The organism is Sphingomonas sp. Leaf23, assembly GCF_001421585.1.
Lineage (GTDB): Bacteria > Pseudomonadota > Alphaproteobacteria > Sphingomonadales > Sphingomonadaceae > Sphingomonas.
In genome coordinates this window covers 788,085-812,771 of sequence record NZ_LMKR01000003.1, presented here as the reverse complement: position 1 = coordinate 812,771, position 24,687 = coordinate 788,085, and the positions used below count along the sequence as shown (strand labels likewise).

Here is a 24,687-nt window from a genome sequence, read left to right as displayed (position 1 = left end):
GTCCATCCAAACGGATGGGCGCCGTTGGTACGTTAGCGGTTGCTGCATCCGTGCCGCGTCCGCAACAATGGCCCCATGCCATTGCCGATTGATTCGACGCCGTTCAGCGATTCGCTGGTCATCCTAGGGGCCGCGGGCCTCGTCATTCCCGCCTTTGCCCGGTTTCGCGTCAACCCGGTGATCGGGTTCATCCTGGTCGGGGTGCTGGTCGGCCCGTTCGGCCTGGGCGCATTGGTCGACCGGGCGCCGTGGCTGTTCCACATCACGATCACCGACCGCCATTCGATCGAACCCTTTGCCGAATTCGGCATCGTGCTACTGCTGTTTTCGATCGGGCTCGAACTGTCGTTCAAGCGGCTATGGGCGATGCGGCGACAGGTGTTCGGGCTGGGTGCTGCCGAACTCTTCGGGTCGGCGCTGCTGATCGGTATCGCCCTGATGGTGCTGGGACAAGCGACCGCCGGCGCGATCGGGCTGGGCCTCGCGCTCGCGCTGTCCTCGACCGCGCTGGTGTTGCCGATGGCAGGCACCACCGGCCCGGTCGGCCGCCCCGCCTTTTCGATGCTGCTGTTCGAGGATCTGGCGCTGGTCCCGATCATCTTCGCCTTGGGCGCGCTGGCCCCGACCGCGACCGACGAGGGCTGGGCCGGGCTCGCCAATACGCTGATGTGGGGCGCGCTCAGCGTCGTCGGCCTCTATGCCGCCGGTCGCCTGTTCCTGCCGCGCCTGTTTGCGCAGGCGGCACGGACCAAGAGCCCCGAACTGTTCCTGTCGGCCAGCCTGCTGGTCGTGATCGTCGCCAGCCTGGTCACCACCGCCGCCGGCCTCTCGCCGATCGTTGGCGCGCTGCTCGCCGGGCTGTTGATCGCCGAAACCGAATATCACAGCGAGGTCGAGGTCATCACCGCCCCGTTCAAGGGGCTGGCGCTTGGCGTGTTCCTGATCACCGTCGGCATGAGCCTCGACCTCGGGACCATCGTCGACAACTGGCCCGAATTGCTGGGCGCGATCGCCGGGGTGGTGGTGCTGAAGGCGGCAGTGACCGGTGGCCTGCTCTGGTTCAACGGCGTGCGGCCGGGCACCGCGACCGAAACCGGCCTGCTGATGTCCAGCCCCTCGGAAACGACGCTGATCGTGCTGACCGCCGCGACGCAGGCACAGCTGATCCAGCCCTCGACCGCCGCCTTCTGGCAAACGGTTACCGCGATCGGGCTGACCATCACACCGCTGCTGGCGACGCTGGGCAAGCGCGCGTCGCGGCGGATCGAACACCGCGTCGGATCGCCCGAGGAGGCGCCGGTCGACACCGCGGCGGGGCGCGTCGTCATCATCGGCTTCGGCCGTGTCGGGCGCCTGGTTGCCGAGATGCTCAAGACCCATGGCAAGCCCTATATCGCGGTCGATTCGGATATCGATAACGTGGCGACGGCCCGTGCGGAGGGGCATCCGATCCTGTTCGGCGACGTTTCCCGTTCCGAACTGGTCGACCGGCTCGACCTTGGCCGGGCGTCCGCACTGGTGCTGACGATGGACGATCCGGTGCTGACCGTGCGCCTGACCCGGCGCGTCCGGGGATGGGTGCCGAACCTCACCATCCTTGCCCGCGCCCGCGACGCGACCCACGCCGCCGAACTCTATGCCGCCGGGGTCAGCGACGCGGTCCCCGAAACCCTCGAAAGCTCGCTGCAATTGTCGGAAGCGGTGCTCGTCGACCTGGGCGTTGCGATGGGGCCGGTCATCGCATCGATCCACGAAAAGCGTGACGAACTGCGCCAGACGATCCGTGAACAGGCCGATCTGGAGCGCGAACCCCGCATCCGCCGCCTGCGCCGGATCGACGACCCGGTATAGCGGCGGCGTGCGGCGGGTCGCTCCGCTAGAAGGCGAAGCGTGCCCGGCCCAGAATACGGTCGCCGCTATGCCGCCGGTCGCCAATCGGCGCGACCGCGCGGTCGTCGGTCAGGTCGGTCCCCACATAATCGATCGCCAGCGTCAGCGGCCCCGTCACATGCTCGACCCCCAGCCGCCAATCGAAATAGGTCCCACCGGGCCGCAGCCGATCCGCCCGCGCCGCGTCGTCCACCGCGCCCGACGATCGCCCGACGCCGCCGATCAGCGTGAACGGCGTCATCGGCAACCCCGCCACCGCCTGCGCCGACAGATACAGGTTGCTGCCGCCGATCGCCCGCTGCGGGGGGGCGTAGAGCGCCCCGGCAGTCAGTTCGACCGGACCCAGCGTATAGCGGGCATCGCCGCCGAACTCGGCATAGTCCATGCCCCGCGCCGCGCCGGCAAAGACATGGCCGATCGCCCGCCCGCGCAGGGCGAACGGCCCGACATCGCCGCCGATCGCCGCGCCCAGATCGGCCACCGCATCGGCCCCGTCGTGCCGTACCGATCCGCGCAGCGCCGCGACCCGTGCGTCGAGATCGACCATGCCCAGCGTCAGCGCGGCATCGCCAGACACCGACGCCCGCCCCTCGCTCCAGCTCAACCCGCGTCGCCGCTCGTCGGTGGTCGCTTCGACCCCGACCGAGGGTAAGGATTGCGCCTGCGCCGCTGCCGTCACCAGCAGCGATGCGACGCCAAATGCGATCCGTCCGATCATCCTGCCTGCGTCGTCCCATGCATCCGGTCGATTTCGGCATGCAGTACCGGGTGATCTTCCTCCGCCAGCTGCACTAGCCGCGCCTGCAGCACCGCGTCACGGCGCGCAACCTCCTGGGCGATCGCCGCCTTCTGCGCGCTGCACCAACCGGGACGGCTACCTTCGATCGCCGCATCATGGGTGAAGGACCGCGCCAGCGTCGATCCCGACGCATGCCGCGCCTGTCGTTCGACAACCAGTCCAGCGCGCCACACGCAGCGCAGCGTCGACGGACGCCCTCCGGCACCGACCGTTCCGACCTGCTGATGGGTCACCCGCACATCGGCGGTGTAATCCGACTGCACGGTGCCGCTGCGATGATCGATGCGCATGCTGTGCGCCATACCGCCGTCCGGCGCCGCGATCGCCGCGCCCAGCAACAGCCCGACCATTCCGACCATCATCCCTTCTCTCCTTCATCCCGCTGCGGACGGTCCCGCCCCATATTGGCCGGTAACCGTGTGGACGTTCGTCCGATCCGGACATAACCGATCACGGCGGGGCGGCGTTCCGCAATCTGCGGCGGCAACGCTTTGTAACGAAACGAAAACGCCGTCCGGAGGCATCCCCCCGGACGGCGCTTTCGCGAACGGACGGTGCCGATGCCGGCACCCGTCGGTTACTTCATGTGCGCGCTCAGCAGCTTGTTCATTTCGAACATCGAGCACGACTTCTTGCCGAACAGCTTTTCCAGCGTTTCGTCCGCCAGGATTTCGCGCTTGTCCTTCGGATTCTGCAGGTCGTGCTTCTTGATGTATTCCCACATCTTGCTGACGACTTCGCTGCGGGGCAGCGGGTCGGATCCGGTGATCTTCGCCAGATCGGCCGACGGCGTCACCGGCTTCGCGATTCCGCCCCGGGCGCCGCCGGTCGTCGTGGTTTCCTTGGCCATAATATTCCTCCTAGTCCCCCTGCGAACCGCGCTTCTTCAGCGCGGCAGGTCGATGGTTATGCAAGGTTCCGAACCGCTTGTCGCGGGGGAATTGCGACGAAACGTACCGTCAATCCCACGAAATCCCCCCGTCGACCGCGCTTTTCGGCCGCGATCGGCTCAGAACCCGAACCGCGCGCGCACGCCGTAGAAACGCGGCATGGCGGGATAGACGCCATAGGTGCCGGTCTGTTCCGGGATCGCGAAGCCCGAAATGTTGTAATATTGGTTGGTGATATTCTCGACGAAGAACTCCAGCTGCTTGCGGCGATCGTCGGTCGCAAGGCCGATCTTGCCGTTGAGGAGCGGATAGCCGTCGTTGCCGACCGTCGTCCGGCCCGTCCCGTCACGCACGATCGATACGTCGCTGTTATACCGCATATCGACGTGGAACAGCATGTTGAGGTTGTCGGTCAGGCGCGGGGTCCACGTCGCTGCAACCGTCACGACATTGCGCGGCTGGTTCAGGAACTGGCGGCCATTCTGGTTCTGCAGCGGCGTGCCGGTGAAATCATTGCCGGCATCATAGGACGCGTTGAGCAGCGTGTAGCCCAGGCGGAAGCTCAGCTCGCGGATCGGCTGGATCAGCGATTCAATCTCGACCCCCTTTGCCGTCGACTTCGGCACGTTCTGCACGACGAAGCTGTTGCCGGCAAAGATCAGCGACTGCAGCCCCTTGAATTTCTGATAGAAGAACGCCGCGTTGAACGAGAATTGACGCGTCACGCTGGTCTTGAAGCCCAGTTCGTAGCTGTCGACCGTCTCCGCCCCGAATTCAAGATCGGTCGCCTGCGCACCGTCCCCGCCCAGCACCGTCGTGTTGAAGCTCGCCTGGTCGAGGTTATAGCCGCCCGACTTGAACCCGCGATCATAGCTTGCATAGGTCAGGATGTCGGGGGTGAGCTTGTAGGCGAGCTTCGCGGTGCCGGTCAGGCGGCTTTCCGACCGTTTGTGGCTGTAATTGCCGTTGAACTCGCTCGACACCGCCGGATTGCAGCTGAGCAGGAACAGGTTCTGGAACAGCGCCGGGCTCGCCTGGCGGATCAGGTTGCGATAGGTCACGGCGCGCGGATCGTTGCCGAGGAAGAACCCGCACGCCGCCGGATTGCTGTTGATCGACGCCGCCAGCTCCTTGCGCTCGTAATTATAGCGCAGGCCCAGCGTCAGCGAGAGCTTGTCGTTGAAATTGATGATGTTGTGCGTGAACAGCGCAAAGGCGTTGGTATCGACCTGGAAATCGTCGTTATTGTTGCCCTGTCCCGCGACGTTCGGCGTCAGCGGCGTGTTCAGATAGTTGAACAGCGCCGATCCGGGCGGGGCCGCCGCCTGCAACTGCGGGCTCTGCGCGTAGAGCAACTGCCCGAACAGCGGCACGGTGCCGGTCGGCAGCGCCGCGCCACCGCGCAACGACGTCACCAGCTGGGTAAAGGTCGGCACGTTGAAGCTGCCGAAGAACTGCGCCTGCCGCCCGATACCGCCCGCCGACGGCGGCGCGCCGAGCACCCCGGCCAGCAGCGTGTCGACATAGCGATTGGCGTCGTTGCCCAACCGCACCGTGTCGCGCAGCTTCAGCTGTTCGTTCAGGTAGAAGCCGCCGACCAGGAAATCGAGCTTCCCGTCGAACAGCTGCCCCTGCAACCGCAATTCCTGCGTGATATCGCGCAGCGACGATTTGTAGCCCTCGCGATAGGCGCGATCGATGCCCGAATAATCGATGTCCTGGTTCCGCAGCACGCGGAAGTCGCGATAGGCGCTGATCGAGGTCAGCTTCAGGTCGCCGATATCGGCGTTCATCTCGCCCGACACGCCCCAGTCGCGCACCGCTTCCTTATAGTCGCGGTTGGGCGATGCGGCCATTTTCCGCTCCGACGGCGCGCCGGTATAGATGCCGGTGCGCCCCTGCTGCGCCGCAATCGCCTGGATCGCCGCCGCCGTTGCCCCACGGGTCCCACTGACCACGCCGCAGCATTGCTCGTCGGTCTTGTAGTAATCACCGATCAGACGGAAGCTGAATGCGGATGTGTCGTACAGCGCCTGGCCGCGGACATACCAGCGGTTGATGTCGTTGAACGCGCGGTCGGAATTGACGTCCTCGATATAGCCGTCGCGCTTGCGATATCCGCCGTCGACGCGCAGCGCGAGCTGTTCGCTGACCGGCCCGGTCAGCGCGCCCTTCAATTCATACGCGTTGAAATTGCCATATTCACCCTCGACATAGCCGCCGAGGTCGAATTTCGGCATCGCGGTCGTCACCGACAGCGCACCGGCCGAGGTGTTGCGGCCGAACAGGGTGCCCTGCGGCCCGCGCAGCACCTCGACGCGCTCGACCTCGGGCAGCTCGGCGATGGCGATGCCCGCGCGCGAGCGGAACACGCCGTCGATGAACACGCCTACCGCCGGTTCGAAGCCGGGATTGTCGCCCGCCGTGCCGACGCCGCGAATCGACAGCGAAGTCGCGGTCGCCGACGACTGGCCGGTCGTGGTCTGGAGCGAAGGCGCCAGCTGTTCGAGGCCGCGAATATCGCGCACGCCGGCATCGTCCAGCAGCTGTGCATTCACCGCCGTCACCGCGATCGGCACGTCCTGAATCGGTTCGGCGCGACGGTTGGCGGTCACGATGATCTCGTTCCCCCAGTCGTCGTCGCCCTGTGCCGTAGCGTCATCCGGCGCGGCTGGCGCGGTAGGCGAAGCGGCGGGCGCGGACGGCGTGGTCTGCGCCCATGCCGGGACGGCGCCGGCGACCATCGACAGGGCGGTCGCGGTCAGCAGGTGGAACTTCTTCATGGCATCCCCTCTTCCTCAGCTGCCGATATGGTCCGGCTATGCATGTTGCATTTGGTGACGAAGCATCTATCCCGCGTCAACGGGCAACCTGCATCAACAGCACGCTTTCATCGGCGAACGGGTATGGAAGCCACAGTCGCCGCACCACAGGGGATCGCCCCCGCTGCCACTGTTGAGTCGAAGATCGGGAATGGAACGATACCATGTGTGACGCGAACGACGACAGCGACGCCTGCGAACTGCTGGGCCCCGCGCCCAAGATTCCGGTACCCGACGACGTGGTGGAGGCGATCCGCACGCTGCTGCGCTGGACCGGCGACGACCCGACCCGCGAAGGATTGCGCGACACGCCGCTGCGCGTCGCACGCGCATGGCGCGAATATACGCAGGGCTATGCCGAGGACCCTGCGCACCATCTGGGCCGCGTGTTCGAGGAAGTGGGCGGCTATGACGAGATCGTGCTGCTGCGCGACATTCCGTTCCAGTCGCACTGCGAACATCACATGGCCCCGATCATCGGCAAGGCGCATATCGCCTATCTGCCCAAGGACCATGTCGTCGGCATCTCGAAGCTCGCTCGCGTCCTCCACGGCTATGCCCGGCGATTGCAGGTGCAGGAACGGCTGACTGCCGAGGTCGCCGACTGTATCTGGAACGGCCTGCGCCCGCGCGGCGTCGCGGTGGTGATCGAGGCGACGCATGGCTGCATGACGTCGCGCGGGGTCCGCACGCCCGGCGTCACCATGACGACCAGCCGGATGATGGGCATCTTCCGTGAGGACGAGCGCAGTCGCAAGGAAGTGTTGTCGCTGATCGCGCGCGGATGACGGAACGGCGGCGCGATGCGGGACGTTGCAACGCCATGATCCGCACCATCGCCTGCCTCCTCGCCGCAGCGGCGGTGACCGCCTGCTCCGCCGAGCCCCCCGCCGCCGCCAATGCGGCCGATCCTGTCCGCCTGGTGGGGTCGGTCGGCGGTGCCGCGCCGGCATCGACCCCGCAGCCGGCGGCGGCAAAGGGCCTGCCCGAAGCGACCGAGCCACACGCGGCGCCTGAATTGCAGCCGATGGTCTATGCCGATTTCAAGGACAAGGACCTCCTGGGGTCGGGCTGTTCGTTCCGCACCGTCCCGCGCGGCCCCGTGCTGCTGCAGGTCCGCGACCAAGGCGATGGCCTCGTCAAGTTCGACAAACGCCTGCGCCGGATCACCGCCGCGACGCCGGGTCGCGAGGCGATCCAGAATGGCGGCATCCTTGCCGGCGACAAGGTGGCCTTCACCGTCGACCGCCCCGCCACCAATGCCGATCCCGCGGCCGATTCGACCCGCCAATGGCCCGCCACGCTGACGATGCGCACGCCCGATGGCGGCGAACGCATCTATCGCGGTGGCCGGTGGGAATGCGGCAGCTGATCGACCGGATTGCGTCGCGGCCACGGGCATTCTACAGCGTGCGCGTGGCCTCGTAGCTCAGCTGGACAGAGCGCCGCTTTCCTAAAGCGGGCGTCGGGGGTTCGAGTCCCTCCGAGGCCACCAGTTTCGCGAAGTAATGGGATGCGTCGGCACCACGCCCGCTTCCTTGACCCAATCCGTTTGCTTCGAGCGCAGGTTCGAGCTTGTCGAGAGCCGAACGGATAAGATTGGCTGTAAAGCCGCTAATTCGCCCGCTCCGGTGGCACGATCGGCAGCGGCAGCGGCGCGATCGGCACGCCTTCCTCGACCAGCGCCTTTGCCTCCTCGCGGGTCGCCTGCCCGTGGATCGGTGCATGATCGGCATCGCCGACATGCATCGCCCGCGCGCGATCGGCAAAGGCGCGGCCAACCCATTCGCTGCCCGACAACGCCTCCTGCTGCGCCTTCGCCAATGCCGCCAGCGCAGCCTTCATCGCCTCGGGCGGCGGTCCCGCCGGCCGGTCGCCCTTGGCCGCGATGTTCGGGGCCATCACTGCCTTGTCGATCCGCGCGTCGTCGCACATCGGACAGCGGATCAGCGACCGTTCGCGCTGTTCGGCATAGGCATCGCTCGATGCGAACCAAGCCTCGAAGATATGCGCGTTGCCGCAGCGCAGGTCGAACACGATCATCCGACGATGTCTACCGGCGGGATCGGGCGACGATGATCGAGCACCGGCACCCGCGCCCGCACCGCCGCGACCTGATCCGGGTCGACCTCGACCATGCCGATCCCCGCCGCCTCGCCCATGTCGAGCAGCACCTTGCCCCATGGATCGATGACCAACGAATGGCCAAAGGTCGCGCGGCCATCGGCATGAACCCCGGTCTGCGCCGCCGCGACGACGAACGCCCCCGCCTCGATCGCCCGCGCGCGTAGCAGGACGTGCCAGTGCGCCTGCCCCGTCGGCACGGTGAAGGCCGCCGGCACCGACAGGATCGTCGCGCCCGCATCGCTCATCGCGCGAAACAGGTCGGCAAAGCGCAGATCGTAACAGATCGACAACCCCATCGCCCCCGCCGGCGTCGCGACGACACAGGCACGCTCGCCCGGCGCATAGCTGGCCGACTCACGCCAGCTTTCGCCGCTGGGCAACGTCACGTCGAACAGGTGCAGCTTGTCATAGGTCGCGCGGACCGCGCCGTTGCCGTCGATCACATAGCCGCGATTGGCCAACCGGCCATCGTCGCGCCGGATCGCCAGCGACCCCAGATGGACCCAGATGCCCGCCCGCGCAGCCGCAGCGCACACCGCGCGCAGCACCCGGTCGCCGGCTTCGGTCGTGATCGACGCGGCGGCACGCGCGCGGTCGCGATCGATCAGCCCGGACATTTCGGGCGTGAACAGCATTGCCGCACCACCCGCGCCCGCCCGTTCGATCGCGTCCACCAGCACCGCGGCATTGGCATCGGGATCGATGCCGGCGGTCATCTGGAGCAGGGCGAGCCTCATGCCGTCAGCAGCGCGTCCAGCCTGCCCTCGCGCTCCAGCGCCGCCAGATCGTCCGACCCGCCGACGTGAGTATCGCCGATGAAGATCTGCGGCACCGTCGTACGGCCATTGGACTTCGCCAGCATTTCCTGCCGCTTCGGGCCGCCCATGCTGATGTCGATCTCTTCATAGGCCGCGCCCTTCCCGTCGAGCAGCCGCTTGGCGCGCGTGCAATAGGGGCAGAAGGCCTTGGTGTAGATGAGGATGCTTGCCATGGACATCAGGTGTGTCCGCTTCGGCCCCTTGTCAATCATCCGTCACTCATCCGTGCCGACGACCCGTGCCCAGCACAGGACCGTGACCCGCCGCGCGCCTGCCCGGCGTAGTGCCGTGGTACAGGCGTCGACCGTTGCGCCGCTGGTATGGACGTCATCGATCAGCACCACCGAACGCCCGGCGACCGCCGCCGGATCGGCGACGATAAAGGCACCGCGCACCGCCGTTGCCCGCGCCCGTCCGCTCATGCCGCGGAGCGGCGGCGTTGGACGGGTCCGGCGCAGGCTGTCGCGCAGCACGGATACGCCGTGCATCCGCCCGAGCGCGGCGGCGATCAGCACCGACTGGTTATACCCCCGCGACCACAGCCGCCGCCGGTGGAGCGGCACCGGGATCAGGCAATCGGCATCCGCCGCCAGATGCCGGACCATCAACCGCGCCATCGTCGTCGCCAGGGCCAGCCGCCCGCCATATTTCAGCTTCAGCGCCACATCGCGCGCGACCGGACCATAGGCGACCGCCGCCCGCACCCCGTCATGCACCGGTGGCTGATGCAGGCAGGGGGCACAGCGCATCCCCGGCCCCTGATCCACCGCCATCGGCGCGCCGCACGCGGCACAGGCCGGGTTGCCCAGAAACCGCAACCCCGCCCAGCATCCCGCGCAAAAGCGATGATCCGCCTCCACCACGACGCCACACCCCGGACAGCGCGGCGGGATGGCAAGGGCGACCAGTTGCGCGATGGCGGCGGCGGGCAGGTGGGCAAGACGCATCGCGTGCCCTTGTCGCCGCGCCCGCCGCCCGGCACAAGGCGCGGCGTGAGTACCCCCGATCTCTTTGCCCGCCCCCGCCGCCGCCTGCACCGCGACCGCGCCCAGTCCGACTTCGCCCGCGCCGATTTCCTGCACCGCTATATGCTGGAGGGGATCGAGGACCGGTTGCAGGCGGTGACGCGCAGTTTCTCGGACGTCCTGGACCTTGGCTGCGCCGATGCTGCCTTCACCCCGCCGCCCGGCGCGCGGATCGCGCGGTTCGATCCCGGCTTCGCCTTTGCCCGCGCCGCGCACGGCGTGCAGGGGGACGAGGACCGGCTGCCCTTCGCCGACGGCGCGTTCGATCTGGTGGTGTCGGTCGGCGTGCTCGACAGCGTGAACGACCTCCCCGGCGCGCTGACGCTGATCCGCCGCAGCCTGCGCCCCGACGGACTGTTCCTCGCCGCCTTCACCGGGGGGCGCACGCTCGCGACGCTGCGCCAGTCGCTGCTGGCGGCCGAGGCGGATCGCCCAGCGGCGCGGGTTCATCCACAGATCGACCTGCGCTCGGCCGGCGACCTGCTGGTGCGCGCCGGCTTCGCGCTGCCCGTCGCCGATTCCGAAACGCTGACCGTGCGCTATGCGGGGCTTGGCAAGCTGGTCGACGACCTGCGCGGCATGGGCGCGACCGGCCTGCTGGAGCCGGCCCCGCTCGGCCGCGCCGGGCTGGTCGCCGCCGCCTCGGCCTTTGCCGATCGCGCCGATTCCGATGGCCGCACCGCCGAAGCGTTTGAGGTCATCTACCTGACCGGCTGGGCCCCCGCGCCCAGCCAGCCGCAACCGGCGCGTCGCGGCAGCGCCACCGCCTCGCTCGCCGACACGCTGGGTCGGCCGGGCGCGCCCTAGACCAGCGCTTCGAGCAGTCCGATCAGCGGCCGGTCGGCGGGCGGCATCGGCAGTGCGTGCAACTGCACCGGCCGCAGCCATTGCAGCGCCGTCGCATGCCGCGCGACCGGTATCCCGTGCCATTTGCGCAGGGCATAGAGCAGCAGCAACAGGTGCCGCTCGCCCAGCGCCTCGCTGGCAAAGGCGGCCGGCGCCAGGCACTGGTGATCGACCACGATCCCCAGTTCCTCGTCCAGTTCGCGGACCAGCGCCGCCTCGGGCGTCTCGCCAGCTTCCACCTTGCCGCCGGGAAATTCCCACAGACCGGCCATCGCCGTGCCCGGCGGACGCTGCTGGACCAGCACGCGCCCGTCGCCGTCGATCATCGCGGCGGCGGTTACCAGTAATATGCGGGCCGGGGCGGACGACACTTTCTTAACCTCGTTCGGGATAGGGATCGGCGCTACAGCCATCGGGAGTCTTCCGTCATGCGTTCATCTCTGCGCCTGCTGCGCAGCCTGTGGCGGGACCAGCGCGGCGGGACCGCCATCGAATACGGCATGATCCTCGCCCTGATCGTGATCGGCTTGATCGCCGCGATTGCTGCATTGGGCAAGACTACCAGCGATCTGTGGAATGGCATCACATTGAATGTGACGCAAACCGGACCGCAAGGTTAACCATCAAAATGATTTCCTCACGATTTCTTTAAAGTTTTGTCAACCGCGCTCCCGGTACTTTGGCTTTGCCGAACGGAACCTGGTTTCGAACGGCCGGGAATTGAAGCACGCAGAACCATGGAGCAGATTATGCAGAAGATCCGTACCTTCCTGAAGAACAGCAAGGGCGCGACGGCCATCGAATACGGCCTGATCGCAGCGCTGATCGCCGTCGCCGCGATCGCCGCGATGCAGGGCCTGGGCAACCAGCTGAAGCTGACCTTCGGCAACGTCACTGCCAACATGAAGGCGTCGTAAGACCCTTCGCACCAAGGATAGGGTGGCGGGACGGGGGTCCCACCACCCTATTTTTTTTGTCCGTACGCAACAGCGTCGCCGGACAGCGCGAGTGGTTACAGGCGCCCCATCGCCAGGAATTTCTTGCGCCGCGACTGCCGCAGCGCTGCGCCGTCCTGCGCCGACAGCGCGTTCAACTCGCCATCGATCGCATCGCCCAGCGCCGCGATCGCCGCTGCCGGATCGCGATGCGCCGCGCCCAGCGGTTCGGCCACGATCCGGTCGATGACGCCCAGCGACTTCAGGTCCTGCGCCGTCACCCGCATCGCTTCGGCCGCCTCGGGCGCCTTGTCCGCCGTCCGCCACAGGATTGACGCACAGCCTTCCGGGGAGATCACCGAATAGACCGCGTGCTCCATCATCAGCACCTTGTTGCCCGCCGCCAGCGCGATCGCGCCGCCCGAACCCCCTTCGCCCAGGATCGCCGACACCATCGGCACGCCGAGGTTCAACGCCGCCTCGGTCGAGCGCGCGATGGCCTCCGCCTGCCCGCGCTCTTCGGCCTGGATGCCGGGAAACGCGCCCGACGTATCGACCAGCGTTACCACCGGCAGGCCGAACCGATCGGCCAGCTGCATCAGGCGGATCGCCTTGCGATACCCCTCAGGCTTGCCCATGCCGAAATTGTGGCGCAGCCGCGTCGCGGTATCGTCGCCCTTTTCATGGCCGATCACCATGACCTTGCGCCCGCGAAACCGCCCGATCCCGCCCAGGATCGCCTGATCGTCGGCAAAGGCACGGTCCCCGCCCAGCGGCATGAAGTCCTCGACTAGGCTCGCGACATAATGCTTGAAATGCGGCCGTTCCGGATGGCGCGCGACCTGCGTCTTCTGCCACGGGGTCAGCTTCGCATAGGTTTCGCGAAGCAGCCGGTCGGACTTCGTCTGCAACCGCCCGATCTCGGTCGCGATGTCCAGTTCCCCATCGGCGGCGGTGTCGCGCAGTTCGTCGATGCGCGCCTGCAACTCGGCGATGGGTTTTTCGAAATCGAGGAAAGTAGCCATGGTCCGCGCCCTATGGCCGTGTCCGCCCGGCGTCAATCAGCGGGTGGAGTTCGCCCACCAGCTGCACCAGCCGCGATGCATCGACATGGGTATAGATTTCGGTGGTCGCGATGTCGGCATGGCCCAGCATCGCCTGCAACGCGCGCAGGTCCGCGCCCCCTTCCAACAGGTGCGTAGCGAACGCGTGGCGCAGCACGTGCGGGCTGATCCGGTCGGGCGCGATCCCCGCTTCCCCGGCCAGCGCGCGCACGATCTGGTACAGCCGCATCCGCGACAAATGCCCCTTGCCCGACGGGAACAGCCAGGGGCTGTCCGCCGGCACATGCGCCCGCCAGCGTGCCACCGCCGCCCGCGACCGGTCGGACAGCGGCACCATCCGCTCGCGCCCGCCCTTCCCCTTCAGGATCATATACGGCCGATCCGACACGATGCTCCCGCGCGGCAGCGAAACCAGTTCGGTCGCGCGCAGCCCCGATCCATAGAGCAACTCGAACAGCGCGGAGAGCCGCAGGTCGTTGCGGTCGGGCGGCACCCGCGCGATCCGCGCATCGATCGCGGCAAACATCGCATCGATATCGCGGTTCGACAGAGTCTTGGGCAGCCCGCGCGATGTTCCGGGCCGGGGCAGCGCCGCCCCCGGATCGTCGGCCCTAAGCCCTTCCTCCGCCAAGAACGCAAAGAACCGCCGCAGCGCCGCCGCCTTGCGCGCCACCGTCGACTTGGCGAGATCGGCCCAGCCATCGGCCAGCCGCCCGATCGCATCCGCATCCGCCCCGGCCAGCCGCCCGCCCAGCGCATCGGACGCCAGCGACAAATCGGTGCGATAGGCGGACAGCGTGTTGCGCGCCGCCCCCGCCTCCGCCGCCATCATTTCCAGAAAGCGGTCGATCAATACCCGGTCGCTGCCGGGCGCGGTCACGCCCGACCCGTCACGACCGCGCGATCGATTCAGCCGCGATCATCCGCGCCTCACCCTCACGCCCCGCCGCGCGCAGTGCCGCGACAATGTGGAACAGCGCCTCTGCCGGCACGCCGCGCCAGTCGGACGTCTGCATGCCGGTGGCGGCGAGGAGCAGCACCGTGCCCCCCTCGCCATTCACGCCGGCCCGGTCGATCGCATCGGTCCACGAATTGCGCGCGCCGACCGCGACGTTCAACTCGCGCGCCATGCCCTGCACCTGATCGCGCGGCAGCCGGCCCAGCCCGGCGAGCGCGGCGAACAGCAACTGCCCCTTCCGCGCATTCTGCCCGGCATAGTCGGACACCGCGCCCGCCGCGACCGATCGTCCCATCGGGTCGGCGACGGTCAGCATTGCCCAGCCATCGCTGCCCACCGGAATGACCCCGCGCCAACGCAGCGCCGGCAGATCCAGCCCGGCGGTCAGCATCGACGCGATCAGCTGATCGGCATCGCCGGCATGATCGGCGACCGGCGCGATCATCGCCGCCGCCCGCGCGGTCAGCACGCGCCGTGCATAGCCGAGCGGCGTGGTGATCGCCGGTTCCCAGAACTGGCGTAGCATCGCCAGCCGATCGGTATCGCTGCCGGTAAAGGCGGTGCGCAAATCGCTCGCCAGCGCGGTCTGCGTGCTGGTCGCATCCTCGTCGGTGGTCAGCTGGGCATAGAGGTCGACCAGCGCCTCGCTGGACACCACCCCTTGCGCAGCGGCCAGATCGGCATCGGCCAGCCGCAGGTTCGGCGCATATTGCGGCGCGGTCGCGTGCCAGTAGCGGACCTGTGGCCCAACGCCGCCGAACAGGCCGGCGGGGACCGGCGTCGCGCTGGCGGCAGCCATGCCGTAGCGCCACGCGGTCAGCCGGTCGATACCATCCCATTCGATCGTCGCGGCCCGGCGGCCCTGCGCGCCCTTGCCGACCAGCTTCTCGGCCAGCGCGACGTCGATCGCGCCGCCGCCCGGCGCCTGTCGCCGCGCCTGATCGACGATCCGCCCGGCCTGCGCCGCCTCACCCGACAGGCCGAGGCAGATGGCGTTGGCCAGCCGCCAACCGCGTTCGTTCGACACCCGCATCGCCGGCGCGTTCAGCGGGCAGAGGCCACCCGGATCGCCGGTCGCCAGCATCGCCTGCATCGCGATCTGGTAGAGCTTGGGCGTATAGTTATCGATATCGACCGACTGGACCAGTGCGCGCGCCGGGGCGGCTTCGCCCATCCGCACCAGCAGCCACGCGCGCTCGGCGGCAAAATCCGCGCCATCGACGCCCGTCGGGGTGGCGATGTCGGACACCAGCGCCCGGCGCAGCGCGATCGAGACCCAGCGCGACGCGACCGGCGCGTCGAGCGAGCGCATGATGCGCTGCAGCCACGGCCCGTCGCTCGTGCCAAAGGCGTTGCCGCCGAACGCGCCGCCCTGTCCGGCGATGCCGATGCTGGCGGTCGAGCGCCGCGCATAATCGGGCAGCTCATATTGGCGCAGCGCTTCGGGGCTGATCGGGGTCGGTGTCGCGGTGGCACTCGGCACCGGCGACGGCTCGGCCCCCGGAATGCCGGGAACACCGGGCAATGGCTGAACGATCGGCGCGGCCGGCGCGAAATTAGGGGTGCCGGGTACAGCGGGCGCGGCCGGCCGGCCGCTCGCACGCGGGGTCGGCGTGGGCGCCGGGGCCGGTGCATCGCCGAAGCCCGGCGGCAACAGCGATTCGGGCACGTCCTGTCCGATCGCCGGCACCGCGACCGCGATCAGCGCGGCGGCAGCGATCCCGATGCGCAACCGGTCAGTTGGCGAGGTTTTCAAGCGAAACCGCCTTTTCGATCTGGGTCGGCTGCTGCTCGGTCGACCGCCCTGCCAGCACGAACATGCCCGCGACCAGCGCGACGACGACGACGATAAGAATGACAAGCGAACGCGACATGGATCAGATCGTCCCGAATACGATGGGCCAGGGAAAAAGACGGCGACGCGCCTTTTGCCCGATCGGCGGGGCGGCTGTATAGCCCCTCCCGCAATGCTGCAAATTCAAGACTCCCTGCCCCACCCCGCCCCCCGCTGGACCGGCCGCCCGATCGTGCTGGTCGGGCTGATGGGCGTCGGCAAATCCACCGTCGGCCGCCGCCTGGCGCAGCGGATGAAGCTCGATTTCGTCGATGCCGACAATGAAATCGAACATGCCGCCGGCATGACCATCGCCGAAATCTTCGAACGGTTCGGCGAGGAACATTTCCGCGACGGCGAACGCCGGGTCATCGCCCGGCTGATCGACGGCACGCCGAAAATCATCGCGACCGGCGGCGGCGCGTTCATGCAGCCCGATACCCGCAACCTGATTCTCGGACAGGCGCTGGCGATCTGGCTCGACGCCTCGCCCGCGGTGCTGGCCGACCGGGTGCGCCGCCGCGACACCCGCCCGCTGCTACGCGGCAAGGATCCGGAAAAGGTGCTGACCGAACTCGCCCGCGTGCGAAACCCGGTCTACGCTCTTGCGCCGATCCATATCGTCAGCCAGCACGCGCCGCACGACGCCACCGTCACCGCTATCCTGAAAGCCATCGGCCAATGACCGTCATTCCCGTCGACCTCGGCACCCGCAGCTACGATATCGTGATCGAGGACGGCGTGCTGGCGCGGGCGGGCGACCATCTGGGGCCGATCGCGCGCGGACGGCGGATGGTGATCGTGGCGGACGCGCAGGTGCCCATGCACCTCGCGACGCTGCGCGCCTCGCTCACCGCGTCGGGCATCGCCAGCGAGGCGATCGAGATTCCGGCGGGGGAAGGTTCGAAAAGCTGGGCGACGCTCGAATCGCTGCTCGATTCGCTGCTAGCGCTGGGCGTGGAGCGCGGCGACCATATCGTCGCGCTCGGCGGCGGGGTGATCGGCGATCTGGTCGGGTTCGCCGCCGCCATCCTGAAACGCGGCTGCGGCTTCGTACAGGTGCCGACGACGCTGCTCGCACAGGTCGATTCGTCGGTCGGCGGCAAGACCGGGATCAACACCCGCGCCGGCAAGAACCTGGTCGGCTCGTTCCACCAGCCCGCTTTGGTGCTCATTGACCCGACCACCCTCGACACATTGCCCGCACGCGAAGTACGCGCCGGCTATGCCGAGGTCGTGAAATACGGCCTGATCGACGATCCCGATTTCTTCGCGTGGTGCGAATCGCACGGCACTGCGCTGCTGCTGGGCGATCCGCAGGCCCGCACCCATGCCATCGCCCGCTCGGTATCGGCCAAGGCGCGGATCGTCGGCGCCGACGAACGCGAGACGACCGGCACCCGCGCGCTGCTGAACCTCGGCCACACCTTTGGCCACGCGCTGGAGGCCGAAGCCGGCTTCGACGGATCGCTGCTGCATGGCGAAGGCGTCGCGGCCGGCATGGCGCTGGCCTTTGCCTATAGCGCCGAGCAGGGGCTGTGCCGCGCCGAGGATGCGGAGCGGGTCGCCGCGCATCTGCGCGCCGCCGGCCTGCCCGACGGCCTTGCCGCCGCCGGCATCACCGCTTCGGGCGACACGCTGGTCGGGCACATGCTCCACGACAAGAAGCGCGAGGGCGGCACGCTCCCCTTCCTGCTCGCACGCGGCATCGGCCAGACCTATCTCGACCGCTCGGTCGATCTGGGACAGGTCGCCGCCTTTCTCGACCGGCAGCCCCGCTGATGCCGCAGGGCGTTGCCAAGCGCGACCTGCCGACGAAGGTCTGCCCGGTCTGCGACCGCCCCTTTGCCTGGCGCAAGAAATGGGCGCGCGACTGGGATAATGTCGTCTATTGCTCCGACCGCTGCCGGCGGACGGGCAAGGCGGATTAACCGGATCACAGGCTTTCATGGTATATCCCGACGGATCGCATGCGGTCGGGATCGGCGGAATGGAGCATCAGCGAGAGGCGCGGCTGGCGGGCGGGAACGGGGCGCTGGCATGGCTGGCCGATCCGGTCGTGGCCGTGCCCGACGCGGCGCGACCGATGCTCTACGCCGCGATATTGGCCGCGCCCAAGGTCGTGGTCATGGGCGCACTCACCGGCATCACCATCAGCATTGCCGCTGCGCTGCGCACCGGGCTGTCGATCTTCTGGGTCTTCTCCCTTCTCGAAGTGGTCGTGCTGCTCCTGCGCCTCCGGACGATCGGGCAGGTCCGCCACGCCTATCGCGCCGGACAATTGCCGACGATCGAGGGATCGATGCTGCTCTCGATCGGCTGGTGCGCGTTGCAGGGGCTGTCGGCGCTCGTCATCGCGCTGACCGGCGATCTGGTGCTGACGACGATCGCCACCGCCTTCATCCTCGGCCTCGTCGCGCCGATCTGCGCCCGCAATTACGCGATGCCGCGGATGGCGACGCTGATGGTCATGCTGTGCGACCTGCCGTTCAAGGTCGGCCTCGCCCTGTCGGGCGAATTGCTGCTGTGGATGCTCCTGCCGATGACCCTGCCGCTGTTCATCGGCGTGCGCGCGCTGCTGGGCAGTTTCGGGCGGATGCTGGCGCTATCGCTCGAAGCCGCCGAGCGACAGCGCCACCTCGCCAGCCATGATCCGCTGACCGGGCTCGTCAATCGGCACGGCCTCGACGATGCGCTAGCGCGGCTGGCCGCCCCGCCGCATCGCCCGCTGGTGCTGCTGTGCATCGACCTCGACCGGTTCAAACCCGTCAACGACCGCTACGGCCATGCCGCGGGCGACAGCGTGCTGGTGGAGGTCGCCGCACGGCTGCGCCAGGTCGCACCCGACACCGCCGCCATCGCGCGGCTGGGCGGCGACGAATTCATCGTGGCGATCCGCGACCTGCCGCCCGACGCCGCCCAAACACTTGCCGAACGGATGCATCACGCACTGTCCGCCCGGCGCTACCGCATTGATGACGACATAGCCGCTCCAGTCGGCGCCAGCATCGGCTATGCCTGTTTTCCGGAGGATGCTGCGACCCTCGACCAGTTGCGCCGCCGCGCCGATGCCGCGCTCTACGCCGCGAAACGCGCCGGCCGGCTCTATCGCTACGACGACAGCCTGGCGCCGGTGAACGACGCCGCCTGAATGTCAGGGGATATCGCGCTGTTGCGCCTGCTGGTCGCGCCGCCATGCGAACCAGTTGCGCAACATCGCCTGGGTACAGCCGGTCTGCCCGCCGGTTCCGACCACCGAACAGCTGTTCGGCCGCCCGACCCGCGCCTCTTCCATCGCGCTGTCGGCCCTGACCGCCCAGCTGGCACCCGCCGACGACCTGTCCGGCGGCGCGCGGAATCGCTTGGGGATGCGATAGCGCTCCCCCTCATCCAGCCGGGCGCATACCACGATCTCGTCGTCGCTGGCAGGCTTGGGACAGGCGTCTTTGCCATAGACGGTGGCGTTGCGCACGCGCTGCGGCGGCGGATCGGCGGGTGCATCCTGTGCCAGCGCCGGCGTCGTAATCGCCAGCGCCAATCCCGCCCATACCCAACGCGCCATATTCGTATCTCCTGACCCGCCATCCATACGCGACCGCACCGATGACCAGAACATGAACGCGCAAAGATTCCTGCCGTTGCACGCTGCCCACAGGACGCTATGGCGGTGCCATGATCCTCGTCATCGACAATTACGACAGCTTTACCTGGAATCTGGTCCATTACCTGATGGAACTGGGCGTGGAGGTCCGCGTCGAGCGCAACGACAGCATAACCGCGGCACAGGCGCTGGCCAGCAACGCGCAGGGTTTCCTGATCTCGCCCGGCCCCTGCACCCCGACCGAGGCCGGCATCTCGCTCGACCTGGTGGCTGCCTGTGCCGAGGCGCAGCGCCCGCTGCTGGGCGTCTGCCTCGGCCATCAGGCGATCGGCCAGCATTTCGGTGGAAAGGTCGTGCGCGGCGGGCTGATGCACGGCAAGACCTCGCCGATCGAGCATGACGGCACCGGCGTCTTCGCCGGCCTCCCCTCGCCCTTCACCGCGACGCGCTATCACTCGCTGATCGTGACCGATATTCCGGACGTGCTGGCGGTCAACGCCACCGCGTCGGACGGCAGCGTCATGGGTTTCCGCCACCGCGAACTCCCCATCCACGGCGTGCAGTTCCACCCCGAAAGCATCGCCACCGAACATGGCCACGCGATGCTCGCCAATTTCCTGAAGGACGCAGGGCTTCCCGCGACGATGCCGGCATGACCGTCACCGCGCTCCTCCCCGATCCGTCGACGCCGCTCGCCCACGAAAGCGCGGCGCAAGCCTTCGCCGCGATCCTCGACGGAACGGTGTCGGACGACGCCATCGCCACCTTCCTGATCGACCTCGCCATTCGCGGCGAGACCAGCATCGAGATTGCCGAGGCCGCCCGCGCGCTGCGCCACCGCATGATCCCGATCCACGGCCCGGCGGACGCCATCGACGTCTGCGGCACCGGCGGCGACGGCCACCATACCCTGAACGTCTCCACCGCCGTCAGCCTGGTCGTAGCGGCCAGCGGCGTCCCCGTCGCCAAGCACGGCAACCGCGCCGCCTCCAGCAAGGCCGGCGCCGCCGACACGTTGGAAGCACTCGGCCTCGACATGGGGCGGGCCGGCGCGATGGCCGAAGCGACGCTGGGCGATATCGGCATCGCCTTTCTCTTCGCCGCCAACCACCATCCGGCGATGAAGCGCATCACCCCCATCCGCCAGCGGATCGGGCGGCGCACCATCTTCAACCTGATGGGCCCGCTCGCCAATCCGGCACGCACCACCCGCCAGCTGATCGGCATCGCCCGCCCCGATTACGCGGCGGTCTATGCCGAGGCGATGGAACTGCTCGGCGCTGAAACCGCACTGATCGTGTCGGGGGAGGAGGGGCTGGACGAAATCTCCGGTGCCGGCCCGACCATCGTCGTGCCCGTCGGCATGACCATGGCCGACCGCATCGTGCCGGAAGACGCCGGCCTGTCCCGCCACCCGATCAGCGCGATCCGCGGTGGCGATGCCCATCACAACGCCGCCGCGCTCCGCGCGCTGCTGCGGGGCGAGAAGGGTCCCTATCGCGACGCGGTGCTGCTCAACGCCGCCGCAGCGCTAATGATCGCCGATACCGCCACCGACCTGACAGACGGTGCCCAACGCGCCGCCGAGGTCATCGATTCGGGCGCGGCCGACCGCCTGCTCGACCAATGGATCGCCTATTCATGACGATGCTCGACACCATCCTCGCCACCAAGCGCGCCGAAGTCGCCGCCCGCAGCGCCCGCGCCAGCATTGCCGACCTCGACGCACGCGCCAGCGAACAGAGCGCCCCGCGCGGCTTCCGCGCCGCGCTCGACGCCCGGCCCGGCCACGCGCTGATCGCCGAGATCAAGAAGGCCAGCCCGTCCAAGGGGCTGATCCGCGCCGATTTCGATCCCCCGGCCCACGCCCGCGCCTATCAGGCCGGCGGTGCCGCCTGCCTCTCGGTCCTGACCGATATCGACTATTTCCAGGGCGCCGACGAGTATCTGGTTGCCGCCCGTGCCGCGTGCGACCTGCCGGTGCTGCGCAAGGACTTCAACGTCGATCCCTGGCAGGTTGCCGAGGCCCGTTCGCTCGGTGCCGACGCGATCCTCATCATCGTCGCCGCACTATCCGACACGCAAATGGCGGAGATCGAAGCCGCCGCGATCGAGCGGGGCATGGACGTGCTGGTCGAGGTCCACGACCGCGCCGAACTGGACCGCGCGCTGGCGCTGCAGTCGCGGCTAATCGGGGTAAACAACCGTAATCTCAAGGACTTCTCGGTCAGCTTTGAGCGGACCTATGAACTGGTCGGCCATGCCCCCGCCGGCTGCACCTTTGTCGCCGAAAGCGGCCTGACGTCCCGCGCCGATCTCGATGCGATGGCCGAACACGGCGTCCGCTGTTTCCTGATCGGCGAGGCGCTGATGCGGCACGCCGATGTCGAGGCGGCGACGCGGGCGATGATCGCTTGAGCCTGACCCATCTCGACGCCGATGGCAGCGCGCGCATGGTCGATGTCGGTGGCAAGGTTGCGACCCGACGCCAAGCCATCGCCACCGGCCGCATCGTGATGGCCGCCGAGGCGCTGACCGCGATCCGCGACGGGCTGGTGAAAAAGGGTGACGTCCTCGCCGTCGCCCGCGTCGCCGGCATCATGGCGGCCAAGCGCACCAGCGACCTGATCCCGCTGTGCCACCCGCTGCCGCTGACCAAAGCGTCGGTCGATTTCGCATTCGAAGCCGACGCAATCCGCGTCACCGCAACGGCCGCGACCGATGGCAAGACCGGGGTGGAAATGGAAGCGTTGACAGCAGCTTCCACCGCACTCCTCACCATCTATGACATGGCGAAAGCGATCGACAAGGCGATGGTGATCGACGGCATCTGCCTGCTGGAAAAGCAGGGCGGCAAGTCCGGAGACTGGGTTCGGGGCTAAGCGCCGGTTTCCCGCGCGGCGGCGGTGCAACCACCTCCACCCCAACCGTCACCCCGGGCTTGACCCGGGGTCCCGCTTCTTACTTCTCTCCGAACGAGAAACCGGAACCCCGGATCAGGCCGAGGGTGACGATCAGACGCAAAGGCCCAGCGCATGTCCCTCCTCCCCGTCGCCGAAGCGCAGGCCCGCATCCTCGCCCTCGCCCGCCCCGCGACACCCGAAACCCTCCCCCTGACCGAAGCGCTCGGCCGCTTTGCCGCCGCCGACATCATCTCGCTGCGCACCCAGCCCGCCCGCCCGCTCTCGGCGATGGACGGCTACGCGATCCGCTTCGACGACCTGCCCGGCCCGTGGGAAGTGATCGGCGAAAGCGCCGCCGGTGCCGCCTTTCCCGGCACCGTCGCCGTCGGACAGGCGACCCGCATCTTCACCGGCGCGGCGATGCCCGCCGGCACCGATTGCGTGCTCGTCCAGGAGGAGGCGACGCGCGACGGCACCCGCCTGCACCTGTCAGGCGAAGGCCCGGTACGCGGCGGCAATGTCCGCCGCGCCGGCCTCGATTTCCGTGAAGGCGAGCTGCTGATCGCCGCCGGCGATCGCATCACCCCCGCCCGCGCCGCACTCGCCGCGATCGCCGGTCACGGCATGCTGTCGGTCGGTCGCCGCGCCCGCATCGCCATCGCCGCGACCGGCGACGAACTGGTCCCCGCTGGACAGGCGTTGCGCGAAGACCAGTTGCCTGAGTCCAACGGGCTGATGCTCGCCGGCCTGCTCGCCGACCTGCCCGTCGAGCGCATCGACCTCGGCATCCTGCCCGACCGGATGGACGCGCTGGTCGATGCGTTCACGGCGGTCGACTGCGACCTGCTGGTCACCACCGGCGGCGCATCGGTCGGCGACCATGACCTCGTTCGCCCCGCGCTGGCGGCGGCGGGCGGCGAACTCGATTTCTGGCGGATCGCGCTCAGGCCGGGCAAGCCGATGCTGGCGGGCCGGCTGCGCGACGCCGCCGTCCTCGGCCTGCCCGGCAATCCGGTGTCGTCGTTCATCACCGCGTTGCTGTTCGTCCGCCCGCTCGCCGCCCGCATCGCCGGCGCCGCCGACCCGATGCCCCGCAGCACCCGCGCGGCCCTTGCCCATCCGCTGCCGGCCAATGGTGCGCGGCAGGACTATCTGCGCGCCACGCTGATCGATGGACAGGTGTCGACCGCCGCCATTCAGGACAGCTCGATGCTGCGCACGCTCGCCCGTTCCGACTGCCTCATCGTGCGTGCGCCCCACGCCCCGGCGGCTGATGCGGGCGACTCGGCGGAAATCCTGCAACTCGCTTGACGGCTTATAAATCGTTTCCTATTGGTTCCACGTCTGTTCCGACGGAGGACGTTTATGCTGACGCGTAAGCAGCACGAGTTGATCTGCTTCATCGACGACCGGTTGAAGGCAACCGGGGTCTCCCCCTCGTTCGAGGAAATGAAGGAAGCGCTCGACCTCAAGTCGAAGTCGGGCGTCCACCGCCTGATCTCGGCGCTGGAGGAACGCGAATTCATCCGCCGCCTGCCCAATCGCGCCCGCGCGTTGGAAGTGCTGCGGATGCCCGACCGCCCGGTCGCGAAGAAGCCGGTGGCAAAGCCTGCCGCAGCACCCCGTGTTGCCCCGCAACCGGCCAACGATGTCGTCGAGCTGCCGTTGCACGGCCGCATCGCTGCCGGTGTCCCGATCGAGGCGATCGAGGGGCAGGCGACGCTACCCGTTCCCGCCGCGTTGCTCGGTGCCGGCGATCACTACGCACTCGAAGTGGCCGGGGATTCGATGGTGGAGGCCGGCATCCTCGACGGCGACTATGCCCTGGTCCGCCGCACCGAAACCGCACGCGACGGCGAAATCGTGGTCGCGCTGATCGAGGATAGCGAGGCGACGCTGAAATATTTCCGTCGCGAAGGCGCGATGATCCGTCTCGACCCCGCCAACCGCAGCTACGACCCGCAACGCTACCGCCCCGAACAGGTGCGGGTGCAGGGCAAGCTGGCCGGACTGCTGCGCCGCTACTAATTCGCAACAGCACATTTGATCGCGAAAACGCGGCGAGTGTGAACTTTGTGAACTTTGGCCAAATAGCCTTTGGCTGACAGTCACTTAGCCAAAATGCTAAATCACGGGTGCTGGTCCGTTTGACGCGGACCAGTGAACTTACCGTCA

General features: G+C 68.2%; 30 protein-coding genes and 1 tRNA gene. 17 read left to right on the top strand and 14 right to left on the bottom strand.

The annotated features are described in order from the left end of the window. Positions 1-75: 75 nt before the first annotated feature. The gene (locus tag ASE67_RS12205) at positions 76-1,851 is read left to right on the top strand and encodes a cation:proton antiporter domain-containing protein (protein ID WP_055761716.1); all 1,776 of its coding nucleotides are present in this window, start codon (positions 76-78) and stop codon (positions 1,849-1,851) included. Between the two features lie 25 nt (positions 1,852-1,876). On the opposite strand, the gene ASE67_RS12200 is transcribed toward ASE67_RS12205, so the two are convergent. The 4 genes from ASE67_RS12200 to ASE67_RS12185 form a co-directional block, all read right to left on the bottom strand. Next, the gene (locus ASE67_RS12200; protein WP_055761343.1) at positions 1,877-2,608 is read right to left on the bottom strand and encodes a TorF family putative porin; all 732 of its coding nucleotides are present in this window, start codon (positions 2,606-2,608) and stop codon (positions 1,877-1,879) included. After that, positions 2,605-3,051 (bottom strand): hypothetical protein, encoded by a 447-nt coding sequence (locus tag ASE67_RS12195; RefSeq protein WP_055761340.1) that lies wholly within the window; start codon positions 3,049-3,051, stop codon positions 2,605-2,607. Before ASE67_RS12195 ends, ASE67_RS12200 begins: the two co-directional genes overlap by 4 nt. 215 nt (positions 3,052-3,266) lie before the next feature. After that, positions 3,267-3,539, bottom strand: coding sequence for an SWIB/MDM2 domain-containing protein (locus ASE67_RS12190; RefSeq protein ID WP_055761337.1), 273 nt, complete (start codon positions 3,537-3,539; stop codon positions 3,267-3,269). Between the two features lie 159 nt (positions 3,540-3,698). Then, a complete protein-coding gene (locus ASE67_RS12185) occupies positions 3,699-6,362 on the bottom strand; it encodes a TonB-dependent receptor (protein WP_055761332.1) in 2,664 nt (887 codons plus the stop codon). 203 nt (positions 6,363-6,565) lie between these two features. Between ASE67_RS12185 and folE the strand changes: the two genes are divergently transcribed. The 3 genes from folE (at position 6,566) to ASE67_RS12170 (ending at position 7,896) form a co-directional block, all read left to right on the top strand. Beyond that, positions 6,566-7,189 carry a GTP cyclohydrolase I FolE gene (folE, locus tag ASE67_RS12180; RefSeq protein WP_055761329.1) on the top strand — a complete coding sequence of 208 codons (624 nt, stop codon included), beginning with the start codon at positions 6,566-6,568 and terminating at the stop codon, positions 7,187-7,189. Then, positions 7,186-7,773 carry a hypothetical protein gene (locus tag ASE67_RS12175; RefSeq protein WP_055761326.1) on the top strand — a complete coding sequence of 196 codons (588 nt, stop codon included), beginning with the start codon at positions 7,186-7,188 and terminating at the stop codon, positions 7,771-7,773. The genes folE and ASE67_RS12175 overlap by 4 nt, the downstream gene beginning before the upstream one ends. A 46-nt stretch (positions 7,774-7,819) precedes the next feature. After that, a tRNA-Arg gene (locus ASE67_RS12170) sits at positions 7,820-7,896 on the top strand. 119 nt (positions 7,897-8,015) lie between these two features. Here ASE67_RS12170 and ASE67_RS12165 read toward each other — a convergent pair. Genes ASE67_RS12165 through ASE67_RS12150 form a run of 4 tightly spaced genes read right to left on the bottom strand, consistent with a single transcriptional unit; the run spans position 8,016 to position 10,293 of the window. Next, positions 8,016-8,444, bottom strand: coding sequence for a DUF1178 family protein (locus ASE67_RS12165; RefSeq protein ID WP_055761324.1), 429 nt, complete (start codon positions 8,442-8,444; stop codon positions 8,016-8,018). Then, entirely contained in the window at positions 8,441-9,265 is an 825-nt protein-coding gene (locus ASE67_RS12160) for a carbon-nitrogen hydrolase family protein (RefSeq protein ID WP_055761321.1), read from the bottom strand. Before ASE67_RS12160 ends, ASE67_RS12165 begins: the two co-directional genes overlap by 4 nt. After that, positions 9,262-9,519, bottom strand: a complete 258-nt coding sequence (gene grxC, locus ASE67_RS12155; protein ID WP_055761713.1) for a glutaredoxin 3 — start codon at positions 9,517-9,519, stop codon at positions 9,262-9,264. The genes ASE67_RS12160 and grxC overlap by 4 nt, the downstream gene beginning before the upstream one ends. A gap of 42 nt (positions 9,520-9,561) precedes the next feature. Beyond that, positions 9,562-10,293 carry a ComF family protein gene (locus tag ASE67_RS12150; RefSeq protein WP_055761318.1) on the bottom strand — a complete coding sequence of 244 codons (732 nt, stop codon included), beginning with the start codon at positions 10,291-10,293 and terminating at the stop codon, positions 9,562-9,564. A gap of 45 nt (positions 10,294-10,338) precedes the next feature. Between ASE67_RS12150 and ASE67_RS12145 the strand changes: the two genes are divergently transcribed. Next, positions 10,339-11,178 (top strand): class I SAM-dependent methyltransferase, encoded by an 840-nt coding sequence (locus ASE67_RS12145; RefSeq protein ID WP_055761709.1) that lies wholly within the window; start codon positions 10,339-10,341, stop codon positions 11,176-11,178. Here the strand turns inward: ASE67_RS12145 and ASE67_RS12140 are convergent. After that, positions 11,175-11,543, bottom strand: a complete 369-nt coding sequence (locus ASE67_RS12140; RefSeq protein WP_055761314.1) for a (deoxy)nucleoside triphosphate pyrophosphohydrolase — start codon at positions 11,541-11,543, stop codon at positions 11,175-11,177. The genes ASE67_RS12145 and ASE67_RS12140 overlap by 4 nt on opposite strands. Before the next feature lie 102 nt (positions 11,544-11,645). On the opposite strand from ASE67_RS12140, the gene ASE67_RS12135 reads away from it, so the two are divergent. Together ASE67_RS12135 and ASE67_RS12130 are read left to right on the top strand one after the other, a co-directional pair. After that, a complete protein-coding gene (locus ASE67_RS12135) occupies positions 11,646-11,837 on the top strand; it encodes a Flp family type IVb pilin (protein ID WP_055761311.1) in 192 nt (63 codons plus the stop codon). 129 nt (positions 11,838-11,966) lie between these two features. Continuing rightward, a complete protein-coding gene (locus tag ASE67_RS12130) occupies positions 11,967-12,134 on the top strand; it encodes a Flp family type IVb pilin (protein ID WP_055761707.1) in 168 nt (55 codons plus the stop codon). Positions 12,135-12,229: 95 nt separating this feature from the next. Here the strand turns inward: ASE67_RS12130 and ASE67_RS12125 are convergent, their stop codons facing one another. Genes ASE67_RS12125 through ASE67_RS18470 form a run of 4 tightly spaced genes read right to left on the bottom strand, consistent with a single transcriptional unit; the run spans position 12,230 to position 16,048 of the window. Continuing rightward, the gene (locus tag ASE67_RS12125; protein ID WP_055761309.1) at positions 12,230-13,177 is read right to left on the bottom strand and encodes an acetyl-CoA carboxylase carboxyltransferase subunit alpha; all 948 of its coding nucleotides are present in this window, start codon (positions 13,175-13,177) and stop codon (positions 12,230-12,232) included. A gap of 10 nt (positions 13,178-13,187) precedes the next feature. Further along, positions 13,188-14,096, bottom strand: coding sequence for a tyrosine-type recombinase/integrase (locus tag ASE67_RS12120; protein ID WP_268795368.1), 909 nt, complete (start codon positions 14,094-14,096; stop codon positions 13,188-13,190). Positions 14,097-14,106: 10 nt separating this feature from the next. Beyond that, on the bottom strand, positions 14,107-15,930 hold the full coding sequence (locus ASE67_RS12115; protein ID WP_055761305.1) for a hypothetical protein: 1,824 nt from the start codon (positions 15,928-15,930) through the stop codon (positions 14,107-14,109). Further along, positions 15,911-16,048 carry a hypothetical protein gene (locus ASE67_RS18470; protein WP_200909265.1) on the bottom strand — a complete coding sequence of 46 codons (138 nt, stop codon included), beginning with the start codon at positions 16,046-16,048 and terminating at the stop codon, positions 15,911-15,913. The genes ASE67_RS12115 and ASE67_RS18470 overlap by 20 nt, the downstream gene beginning before the upstream one ends. Positions 16,049-16,141: 93 nt before the next feature. Here ASE67_RS18470 and ASE67_RS12110 point away from each other — a divergent pair, with 93 nt between their 5' ends. The 4 genes from ASE67_RS12110 to ASE67_RS12100 are packed head-to-tail and all read left to right on the top strand — an operon-like array spanning position 16,142 to position 19,159. After that, the gene (locus ASE67_RS12110) at positions 16,142-16,693 is read left to right on the top strand and encodes a shikimate kinase (protein WP_055761302.1); all 552 of its coding nucleotides are present in this window, start codon (positions 16,142-16,144) and stop codon (positions 16,691-16,693) included. After that, a complete protein-coding gene (gene aroB, locus ASE67_RS12105; RefSeq protein ID WP_055761299.1) occupies positions 16,690-17,790 on the top strand; it encodes a 3-dehydroquinate synthase in 1,101 nt (366 codons plus the stop codon). Before ASE67_RS12110 ends, aroB begins: the two co-directional genes overlap by 4 nt. Continuing rightward, entirely contained in the window at positions 17,790-17,939 is a 150-nt protein-coding gene (locus ASE67_RS17790) for a DUF2256 domain-containing protein (protein WP_082457088.1), read from the top strand. The genes aroB and ASE67_RS17790 overlap by 1 nt, the downstream gene beginning before the upstream one ends. A gap of 17 nt (positions 17,940-17,956) precedes the next feature. Next, positions 17,957-19,159 (top strand): GGDEF domain-containing protein, encoded by a 1,203-nt coding sequence (locus ASE67_RS12100; RefSeq protein WP_055761296.1) that lies wholly within the window; start codon positions 17,957-17,959, stop codon positions 19,157-19,159. A gap of 3 nt (positions 19,160-19,162) precedes the next feature. Here the strand turns inward: ASE67_RS12100 and ASE67_RS12095 are convergent, their stop codons facing one another. Beyond that, a complete protein-coding gene (locus tag ASE67_RS12095) occupies positions 19,163-19,570 on the bottom strand; it encodes a hypothetical protein (protein ID WP_082457087.1) in 408 nt (135 codons plus the stop codon). Between the two features lie 110 nt (positions 19,571-19,680). Here ASE67_RS12095 and ASE67_RS12090 point away from each other — a divergent pair, with 110 nt between their 5' ends. The 6 genes from ASE67_RS12090 (at position 19,681) to lexA (ending at position 24,540) form a co-directional block, all read left to right on the top strand. Then, positions 19,681-20,265: an anthranilate synthase component II gene (locus ASE67_RS12090; RefSeq protein ID WP_055761290.1), complete on the top strand. Its 585-nt coding sequence runs from the start codon at positions 19,681-19,683 to the stop codon at positions 20,263-20,265. Further along, a complete protein-coding gene (trpD, locus tag ASE67_RS12085) occupies positions 20,262-21,254 on the top strand; it encodes an anthranilate phosphoribosyltransferase (protein ID WP_055761285.1) in 993 nt (330 codons plus the stop codon). The genes ASE67_RS12090 and trpD overlap by 4 nt, the downstream gene beginning before the upstream one ends. After that, positions 21,251-22,027: an indole-3-glycerol phosphate synthase TrpC gene (gene trpC, locus ASE67_RS12080; protein WP_055761282.1), complete on the top strand. Its 777-nt coding sequence runs from the start codon at positions 21,251-21,253 to the stop codon at positions 22,025-22,027. Before trpD ends, trpC begins: the two co-directional genes overlap by 4 nt. Beyond that, positions 22,024-22,491 (top strand): cyclic pyranopterin monophosphate synthase MoaC, encoded by a 468-nt coding sequence (gene moaC / locus ASE67_RS12075; RefSeq protein WP_268795367.1) that lies wholly within the window; start codon positions 22,024-22,026, stop codon positions 22,489-22,491. The genes trpC and moaC overlap by 4 nt, the downstream gene beginning before the upstream one ends. A 153-nt stretch (positions 22,492-22,644) precedes the next feature. After that, complete coding sequence (locus ASE67_RS12070) at positions 22,645-23,823, top strand: molybdopterin molybdotransferase MoeA (protein ID WP_055761279.1); 1,179 nt, start codon at positions 22,645-22,647, stop codon at positions 23,821-23,823. 54 nt (positions 23,824-23,877) lie between these two features. Continuing rightward, the gene (gene lexA, locus ASE67_RS12065) at positions 23,878-24,540 is read left to right on the top strand and encodes a transcriptional repressor LexA (RefSeq protein WP_055761276.1); all 663 of its coding nucleotides are present in this window, start codon (positions 23,878-23,880) and stop codon (positions 24,538-24,540) included. Positions 24,541-24,687: the final 147 nt, after the last annotated feature.

What these genes read in the sequence shown, in the direction of transcription:
- ASE67_RS12135 (WP_055761311.1), top strand. Translation starts at nt 11,646, where the DNA reads ATGCGTTCATCTCTGCGCCTGCTGCGCAGCCTGTGGCGGGACCAGCGC.
- ASE67_RS12130 (WP_055761707.1), top strand. Translation starts at nt 11,967, where the DNA reads ATGCAGAAGATCCGTACCTTCCTGAAGAACAGCAAGGGCGCGACGGCC.
- ASE67_RS12090 (WP_055761290.1), top strand. Translation starts at nt 19,681, where the DNA reads ATGATCCTCGTCATCGACAATTACGACAGCTTTACCTGGAATCTGGTC.
- grxC (WP_055761713.1), bottom strand. Translation starts at nt 9,519, where the DNA reads ATGGCAAGCATCCTCATCTACACCAAGGCCTTCTGCCCCTATTGCACG.
- ASE67_RS12160 (WP_055761321.1), bottom strand. Translation starts at nt 9,265, where the DNA reads ATGAGGCTCGCCCTGCTCCAGATGACCGCCGGCATCGATCCCGATGCC.
- ASE67_RS12125 (WP_055761309.1), bottom strand. Translation starts at nt 13,177, where the DNA reads ATGGCTACTTTCCTCGATTTCGAAAAACCCATCGCCGAGTTGCAGGCG.
- ASE67_RS12095 (WP_082457087.1), bottom strand. Translation starts at nt 19,570, where the DNA reads ATGGCGCGTTGGGTATGGGCGGGATTGGCGCTGGCGATTACGACGCCG.
- trpD (WP_055761285.1), top strand. Translation starts at nt 20,262, where the DNA reads ATGACCGTCACCGCGCTCCTCCCCGATCCGTCGACGCCGCTCGCCCAC.
- folE (WP_055761329.1), top strand. Translation starts at nt 6,566, where the DNA reads ATGTGTGACGCGAACGACGACAGCGACGCCTGCGAACTGCTGGGCCCC.
- ASE67_RS12185 (WP_055761332.1), bottom strand. Translation starts at nt 6,362, where the DNA reads ATGAAGAAGTTCCACCTGCTGACCGCGACCGCCCTGTCGATGGTCGCC.
- ASE67_RS12100 (WP_055761296.1), top strand. Translation starts at nt 17,957, where the DNA reads ATGGTATATCCCGACGGATCGCATGCGGTCGGGATCGGCGGAATGGAG.
- ASE67_RS12190 (WP_055761337.1), bottom strand. Translation starts at nt 3,539, where the DNA reads ATGGCCAAGGAAACCACGACGACCGGCGGCGCCCGGGGCGGAATCGCG.
- ASE67_RS12140 (WP_055761314.1), bottom strand. Translation starts at nt 11,543, where the DNA reads ATGATCGACGGCGACGGGCGCGTGCTGGTCCAGCAGCGTCCGCCGGGC.
- ASE67_RS12070 (WP_055761279.1), top strand. Translation starts at nt 22,645, where the DNA reads ATGTCCCTCCTCCCCGTCGCCGAAGCGCAGGCCCGCATCCTCGCCCTC.
- ASE67_RS12150 (WP_055761318.1), bottom strand. Translation starts at nt 10,293, where the DNA reads ATGCGTCTTGCCCACCTGCCCGCCGCCGCCATCGCGCAACTGGTCGCC.
- ASE67_RS12200 (WP_055761343.1), bottom strand. Translation starts at nt 2,608, where the DNA reads ATGATCGGACGGATCGCATTTGGCGTCGCATCGCTGCTGGTGACGGCA.
- ASE67_RS12195 (WP_055761340.1), bottom strand. Translation starts at nt 3,051, where the DNA reads ATGATGGTCGGAATGGTCGGGCTGTTGCTGGGCGCGGCGATCGCGGCG.
- lexA (WP_055761276.1), top strand. Translation starts at nt 23,878, where the DNA reads ATGCTGACGCGTAAGCAGCACGAGTTGATCTGCTTCATCGACGACCGG.
- ASE67_RS12110 (WP_055761302.1), top strand. Translation starts at nt 16,142, where the DNA reads ATGCTGCAAATTCAAGACTCCCTGCCCCACCCCGCCCCCCGCTGGACC.
- ASE67_RS12205 (WP_055761716.1), top strand. Translation starts at nt 76, where the DNA reads ATGCCATTGCCGATTGATTCGACGCCGTTCAGCGATTCGCTGGTCATC.
- ASE67_RS18470 (WP_200909265.1), bottom strand. Translation starts at nt 16,048, where the DNA reads ATGTCGCGTTCGCTTGTCATTCTTATCGTCGTCGTCGTCGCGCTGGTC.
- ASE67_RS12175 (WP_055761326.1), top strand. Translation starts at nt 7,186, where the DNA reads ATGACGGAACGGCGGCGCGATGCGGGACGTTGCAACGCCATGATCCGC.
- ASE67_RS12165 (WP_055761324.1), bottom strand. Translation starts at nt 8,444, where the DNA reads ATGATCGTGTTCGACCTGCGCTGCGGCAACGCGCATATCTTCGAGGCT.
- aroB (WP_055761299.1), top strand. Translation starts at nt 16,690, where the DNA reads ATGACCGTCATTCCCGTCGACCTCGGCACCCGCAGCTACGATATCGTG.
- trpC (WP_055761282.1), top strand. Translation starts at nt 21,251, where the DNA reads ATGACGATGCTCGACACCATCCTCGCCACCAAGCGCGCCGAAGTCGCC.
- ASE67_RS17790 (WP_082457088.1), top strand. Translation starts at nt 17,790, where the DNA reads ATGCCGCAGGGCGTTGCCAAGCGCGACCTGCCGACGAAGGTCTGCCCG.